This is a genomic window from Microbacterium umsixpiens (assembly GCF_053543675.1).
In genome coordinates this window covers 11624-18137 of sequence record NZ_JBLVOH010000104.1, presented here as the reverse complement: position 1 = coordinate 18137, position 6514 = coordinate 11624, and the positions used below count along the sequence as shown (strand labels likewise).

Genomic DNA, 6514 nt, shown 5'->3' with positions numbered 1-6514 from the left:
GGGGGGGCTTCGTCGTCGCGTCTCAGGCCTCGGCGAGGCCGAGAGTGTCGAGCAGCCAGGCGAGCTCGAAGGCGCGCTCCCGCCATGAGTTGTAGCGGCCGCTCACGCCGCCGTGCCCGGCGACCATCTCGCACTTGAGGAGCACGTCGGAGGCACCGGCCTCGCGCAGACGTGCGACCCACTTCGCCGGCTCCACGTAGAGCACGCGGGTGTCATTGAGTGATGTCACCGCGAGGATGCGGGGGTACTGGACGCCGTCGCGGACGTTCTCGTACGGCGAGTACGACTTCATGTACTCGTAGACGTCGGCGTCGTGGAGAGGATCGCCCCATTCGTCCCACTCGATCACGGTGAGGGGCAGCGACGGGTCGAGGATCGTCGTCAGAGCGTCGACGAACGGAACTCCGGCGAGGATTCCGGCGAAGAGTTCGGGGGCGAGGTTGGCGACGGCGCCCATCAGCAGTCCGCCCGCGCTGCCGCCCTCGGCGACCAGTCGGCTCGGCGTGGTGACACCGGTCGCGACCAGGTGCTCACCGCAGGAGACGAAGTCCGTGAAGGTGTTGCGCTTGCTGAGCAGCTTCCCGTCTTCGTACCACTGGCGGCCCATCTCGCCGCCGCCGCGCACGTGAGCGACCGCGAAGATCACGCCGCGATCGAGCTCGGAGAGTCGCGCGACCGAGAACCCGGGGTCGATCGAATGCTCGTAGGAACCATAGCCGTAGAGATGCACGGGGCGTGCTCCCGCACCGGGCTCGCCGAATGAGCGCTTCCACACGAGGGAGATCGGCACGCGCACCCCATCGGACGCCGTCGCCCATTCGCGCCGCTGGCCGTACTCGTCCGGGTCGTAGCCGCCGAGTACGGTGACCTGCTTGCGCAGCACCAGCTCGCGGTTCGACAGGTCGAGGTCGTACACCGTGCCGGGCGTGACGAACGACGTGTATCCGAGTCGCAGGAAGGGGGAGTGCCACTCCGGGTTCCCGCTCACCCCGGCGGAGTACAGCGGCTCGCCGAAGGGGATCTCGTCGACGGTGTTCGTGGTGTAGTCGAGAAGCCCGACGCGCTCGAGTCCCTCGCTGCGGTACTCGACCGTTGCGAAGTCGCGGAACGCATCCATGCCGAGCAGACGCCTTCCCGCCTCGTGGGCGACGACCCGGCGCCGTTCGCCCTGAGGGTCGGACGCCGCCACCGAGACGAGTTCGAAGTCGAGGGCTCCGTCGTTGTGCAGGATGAAGAGCCTGTCCTCGCCGTCCACCACGGCGTGATCGATGGAGTACTCCACTCCTTCGCGGCGCGGCCACACCAGGCGAGGCGTCGCGGTGAGGTCGCCGGTCAGATCGACGAGGTACTCCTCGCTCGTGATGCTCGAACCGACGCCGATGACGAGGTACCGGCGGCTGCGGGTGATCCCGGCGCCGAGCCAGAACTTCTCGTCGGGTTCGTGGAACAGCTGGACATCGTCCGCGACCGGTGTGCCGAGGCGGTGCAGCCACAGGGTGTCGGGCCGCCAGGCTTCATCTCGGGTCGTGTAGAGGATGCCGGTGCCGTCCGGGGTGAAGAAGGCGCCGCCGGTGTTCGGGATCTCGTCGTCGAGGGTCTCGCCAGAGACGAGGTCGCGCACGTGCACCGTGTACAGCTCGTCGCCTTCGAAATCGGTCGACCACAGCAGCTTCGTCGCGTCGTCCGAGGTGTCGAACGCCCCGAGCGAGAAGAACTCGTGACCCTCGGCCTCGACGTTCCCGTCGAGCAGCACGACCTCGCCGGGAACCGGCACGCCGGCCTCGAGCCTCGGGGGAGTCCAGTCGTCGTGCTCCGCGGCGGCCCGGCAGTGGATGCCGTACTGGGCGCCCTCTTCGGTACGGCTGTAGTACCACCAGTCTCCGCGCCGGGTGGGAACGGACAGATCGGTCTCCTGGACGCGACTCTTGATCTCCTCGAAGAGGCGCTCGCGCAGGTCGGCCAGGTGCGCCGTCTCGTCGTCGGTGTGGGCGTTCTCCGCCTCGAGGTGCGCGATGACCTCGGCGGAGTCCTTCGCCCGCATCCACTCGTACGGGTCGTCGAATGTGTCACCGTGGTGCGTGCGGAGCGTGGAGCGGCGGGCAGCGAGGGGAGCGTCAGTCACCGTCCCACGCTATCCCAGGTCGAGTTGACCGGCACGGGGGAGGGTGGGAGGATTTAGCGGGGCCGGTTAACGGAAGTCAAACCCACGGTGAACTCTTCGTTCGTCACGTCGATCACGTCGACATCTCCTTCTTCCTCAAACGACCGAAAGCGAACGGTGGAAACCGCAGCCCTCATCGTCGTGCTTGTCATCGCGCTGGCACTCTTCTTCGACTTCACCAACGGCTTTCACGACACGGCGAATGCCATGGCGACGCCGATCGCCACCGGTGCGCTCAAGCCCAAGACCGCCGTCCTCCTCGCCGCCGTCTTGAACCTGGTGGGTGCATTCCTGTCCACCGAGGTCTCCAAGACGATCTCCGGCGGCATCATCCGCGAAGACGCGATCATCTCCGCGGGGGCGGACCTCTTCCTGTCCCTGATCTTCGCGGGCCTGATCGGCGCCATCACCTGGAACATGCTGACCTGGCTCCTGGGCCTTCCGTCGAGCTCATCGCACGCGCTGTTCGGCGGCCTGATCGGCGCGACCCTGGTCGGTGCGGGGCTCGGCGGCATCGACTTCGGCATGGTGCTCTCGAAGATCGTGCTCCCTGCGCTCATCGCCCCCGTCACCGCGGGGCTCATCGCCTTCGCGGCGACGAAGATCGCCTACTCGATCACGCGACGTTACGACGGCAAGCCCGACGGTCGCGACGGTTTCCGCTGGGGGCAGATCTTCACGTCCTCGCTGGTCGCACTCGCGCACGGCACCAACGACGCGCAGAAGACGATGGGTGTCATCACCCTCGCTCTGATCACCATCGGCTGGCAGTCCGGCGTGCACCACGAACCGCAGCTCTGGGTGATCATCGCCTGCGCCTTCACGATCGCGCTCGGCACGTATCTCGGCGGCTGGCGAATCATCCGCACCCTCGGCAAGGGCCTCACCGATGTGAAGCCCGCGCAGGGCTTCGCGGCGGAGAGCTCGACGGCAGCGACGATCCTGGCCTCCAGCGCGCTCGGCTTCGCGCTCTCGACCACGCAGGTGGCCTCGGGCTCCGTGATCGGCTCCGGCCTCGGTCGCCGAGGCTCCACGGTCCGCTGGCGGACGGCGGGTCGTATCGGCGTCGGCTGGCTGCTCACGCTTCCCGCAGCGGGAGCCGTGGGCGCCCTGGCGGCGCTTCTCGTCGTCTGGCTCGGCAACTGGGGTGTGGCGATCGACGCGGTCATCGCCGTCGTGATCATCCTCGGACTGTTCATGCGTTCGCGCCGCAACGCCGTCACATCCGCGAACGCCATGAGTGACGTCGCCGAATCCGGGATGGCCATCGAGCTCCCGGACACGCCGCCGCCGACGCGTCGTCAGCAGCGTATCGAGCTGGCCAAGGCCGAGGCGAAGGCCCGTGCCGAGGCCCGTGAGAAGGTGAAGGCCCAGGCGAAGAAGGACGCGGAGGCCAAGGCGAAGAAGAAGGCTCAGGCCAAGGCGAGCGTCAAGGGTGCCAAATCCGCCTCCTCATCGAAGAATTCGGACGCGAATCGGAACGGGGACTCGGAATGAACGTCGTCATCGACTGGATCGCGTTCCTCCAGGTGTTCCTCGCAGCACTGATCGGCGCGGCGGCCATCGTCACCTTCTACGCCCTCGGTCTTCGTCTGCTGGTGCGCAGCGGTCGGGCCCCGGTGGTGAGCCCCGCCGAGTTCACGGATGCGATCACCGTGATCTCCGAGAAGGAGATGAAGCGCGCCGAGAAGCAGGCGGCGAAGGCGGCGCGGAAGAGCCCGCTCACCGAGGGGCAGAAGCGGGTCGCGCTCTTCGGTGCGTACGGATGCTTCGCGTTGTGCGCCGCGGCCGTGGTCGCCGGCATCCTGCTCCTCGTCATCGGGCACTGACCCGACGCCGGCAGGTCGAATGCCGACGCGGGGTCGAGGCCTAGGCTGTTGGCATGTCCGCAGGAACCGGAAACGCGTACGCCTTCGGCCGACATGACCCCGCAAGCCATGTGCTGATCCACGTGAGTGATCCGCACTTCCTCGCAGGGGGAGCGCGGCTCGGTGGGAAGTACGACGTCGAGGCCAATTTCGCCCGAACGCTCGATGCGATCAGATCCGTGCATCCGCATCCGTCGGCGATCGTCGTCACCGGCGACCTCGCCGATCTGGGTGAGCCCGACGCATATCGCCGGCTGAGGGCTGCCGTCGAGCCGGTGGCGGACGAGCTGGGCGCTCCGCTCATCTGGGTCGCGGGCAACCACGACGAACGCCCGGCACTGCGCGCAGGACTCCTCGATGCGGAGCCGACGGAGGATCCGGTGACGGGCGTCTGGGACCTCGCCGGGCTTCGCCTCATCGCTCTCGACACCAGCGTGCCCGGCTGGCATCACGGCGACCTCGACGAAGAACAGCTGTCCTGGCTCGCCGACGTGCTCGCGGATCCCGCTCCGCACGGCACCCTGCTCGCGATGCACCATCCACCGCTCCCGAGCCATCTGCCGCTCTTCGACATCCTGGAGCTTCGGCATCAGGATGAGCTCGCGGAGGTCATCCGCGGAACCGATGTCCGCGGCATCCTCGCCGGTCACCTGCACTACTCGTCGCAGGGCACCTTCGCCGGCGTCCCGGTGAGCGTCTCGTCGGCCACCTGCTACACGATGAACGTGGCGCGTCCGTCGGCCGAGGTGAACGGCATGGACGCGGCCCAGGCCTTCCAGCTCGTGCACGTGTACCCGGAGACGATCACGCACACGGTGGTGCCGGTGACGCAGGCCGCGACCGGGGACTACTTCTCCGCGGACTGGCTCCAGCGGATGGCGGCGCTCACACCGGAGCAGCGACTCGAGGCGTTCTCCCGCAAGCCCGGCCGGTGAGCGGCGTAGACTGAGAGCATCCCCCACCCTTCTCACCCGCCACGACCCACGAGGATGTGACATGGCTTCTGCCGCGCCTACCCCGACCCGCACCGAGACCGATTCGCTCGGGAGCATGGAGATTCCCGTCGACGCGTACTGGGGGATTCATACTTCCCGCGCCGACGCGAACTTCCCGATCTCGAAACGGCCCATCTCGGTCTATCCGGACCTCGTGGTCGGGCTGGCGATGGTCAAGCAGGCGAGTGCGCGGGCGAACCGCGAGATCGGGGTACTGGACCACGAGCGCGCCGACCTGATCGACCGTGCCGCGCAGCGCGTCATCGACGGCGAGTTCCACGAGCAGTTCACGGTGGGCGTCATCCAGGGTGGCGCGGGCACCTCGACGAACATGAACGCGAATGAGGTCATCACCAACATCGCGCTGGAGTTGGCCGGCCGCGAGAAGGGCGATTACGCCTTCCTGTCGCCGATCGATCACACCAACCGCAGCCAGTCCACCAACGACGTCTACCCGACCGCCGTGAAGATCGGCCTGTCACTGACGCTGCGCTCGCTGCTCGAAGAGCTCGACCTGCTGCGGCTGTCGTTCCTCGGCAAGTCCCGCGAGTTCCACGACGTGCTGAAGGTCGGTCGCACCCAGCTGCAGGACGCCGTGCCGATGACGCTCGGCCAGGAGTTCAACGGCTTCGCCACGACTCTCGGCTACGACCACACGCGGCTGACCGAGAACGCCTCGCTCATGTTCGAGATCAACATGGGTGCCACGGCGATCGGCACCGGCATCACCACGCACCCCGGTTACGCCCCCGCCGTGCTCAAGCACCTGCGCGAGATCACGCAGCTCGACCTGCGAACGGCCGGTGACCTCGTCGAGGCCACCAGCGACACCGGCTCGTTTATGTCGTTCTCCTCGACGCTCAAGCGCAACGCGATGAAGCTGTCGAAGATCTGCAACGACCTCCGGCTGCTCTCGTCCGGCCCGCAGGCGGGCTTCGGCGAGATCAACCTGCCCGCGATGCAGGCCGGATCCAGCATCATGCCCGGCAAGGTGAACCCGGTCATCCCCGAGGTCGTGAACCAGGTCGCGTTCGCCGTCGCGGGCGCCGACATGACGGTGACCATGGCCGCCGAGGCGGGGCAGCTCCAGCTGAACGCGTTCGAGCCGGTCATCGCGCATTCGATCTTCCAGTCGATCACGTGGATGCGCCAGGCGATGTGGACCCTGCGCGTCAACTGCGTCGACGGCATCACCGCCAACCGTGATCGTCTCGGCGCGATGGTCGGCGCATCGGTCGGCGTCATCACCGCCCTGACGCCGTTCATCGGCTACGCGGCCGCTGCGGCGCTCGCGAAGACCGCTCTCCTGACGAACCGGAGCGTCGCGGACCTGGTCGTCGAGGCCGGTCTGATGTCGCGCGACGAGGTCGTCAAGCAGCTCTCGCCCGCTCGTCTGTCCGGGCTCGAGACGATCACCGCGGCGATCCCGGTGATCTCGCCGGAGGACCGCATCGAGGTCTGACCCACCCGCCAAGACAAGAGGGGGGTGG

At 67.6% G+C, this 6514-nt stretch carries 5 protein-coding genes; 4 read left to right on the top strand and 1 reads right to left on the bottom strand.

Annotated elements, in window-relative coordinates:
- Window positions 1–22: 22 nt before the first annotated feature.
- Complete coding sequence (locus tag ACNPM4_RS10675; protein ID WP_448985664.1) at window positions 23–2122, bottom strand: S9 family peptidase; 2100 nt, start codon at window positions 2120–2122, stop codon at window positions 23–25.
- A gap of 156 nt (window positions 2123–2278) precedes the next feature.
- Between ACNPM4_RS10675 and ACNPM4_RS10670 the strand changes: the two genes are divergently transcribed.
- The 4 genes from ACNPM4_RS10670 to ACNPM4_RS10655 all read left to right on the top strand — a co-directional run bounded on the left by ACNPM4_RS10670 (window position 2279) and on the right by ACNPM4_RS10655 (window position 6486).
- Window positions 2279–3658: an inorganic phosphate transporter gene (locus ACNPM4_RS10670; RefSeq protein WP_029263657.1), complete on the top strand. Its 1380-nt coding sequence runs from the start codon at window positions 2279–2281 to the stop codon at window positions 3656–3658.
- The gene (locus ACNPM4_RS10665; RefSeq protein ID WP_029263656.1) at window positions 3655–3990 is read left to right on the top strand and encodes a hypothetical protein; all 336 of its coding nucleotides are present in this window, start codon (window positions 3655–3657) and stop codon (window positions 3988–3990) included. Before ACNPM4_RS10670 ends, ACNPM4_RS10665 begins: the two co-directional genes overlap by 4 nt.
- 53 nt (window positions 3991–4043) lie before the next feature.
- On the top strand, window positions 4044–4964 hold the full coding sequence (locus ACNPM4_RS10660; RefSeq protein WP_448985662.1) for a phosphodiesterase: 921 nt from the start codon (window positions 4044–4046) through the stop codon (window positions 4962–4964).
- 61 nt (window positions 4965–5025) lie between these two features.
- Window positions 5026–6486, top strand: a complete 1461-nt coding sequence (locus tag ACNPM4_RS10655) for an aspartate ammonia-lyase (protein WP_029263654.1) — start codon at window positions 5026–5028, stop codon at window positions 6484–6486.
- The last annotated feature ends 28 nt before the right edge of the window (window positions 6487–6514 follow it).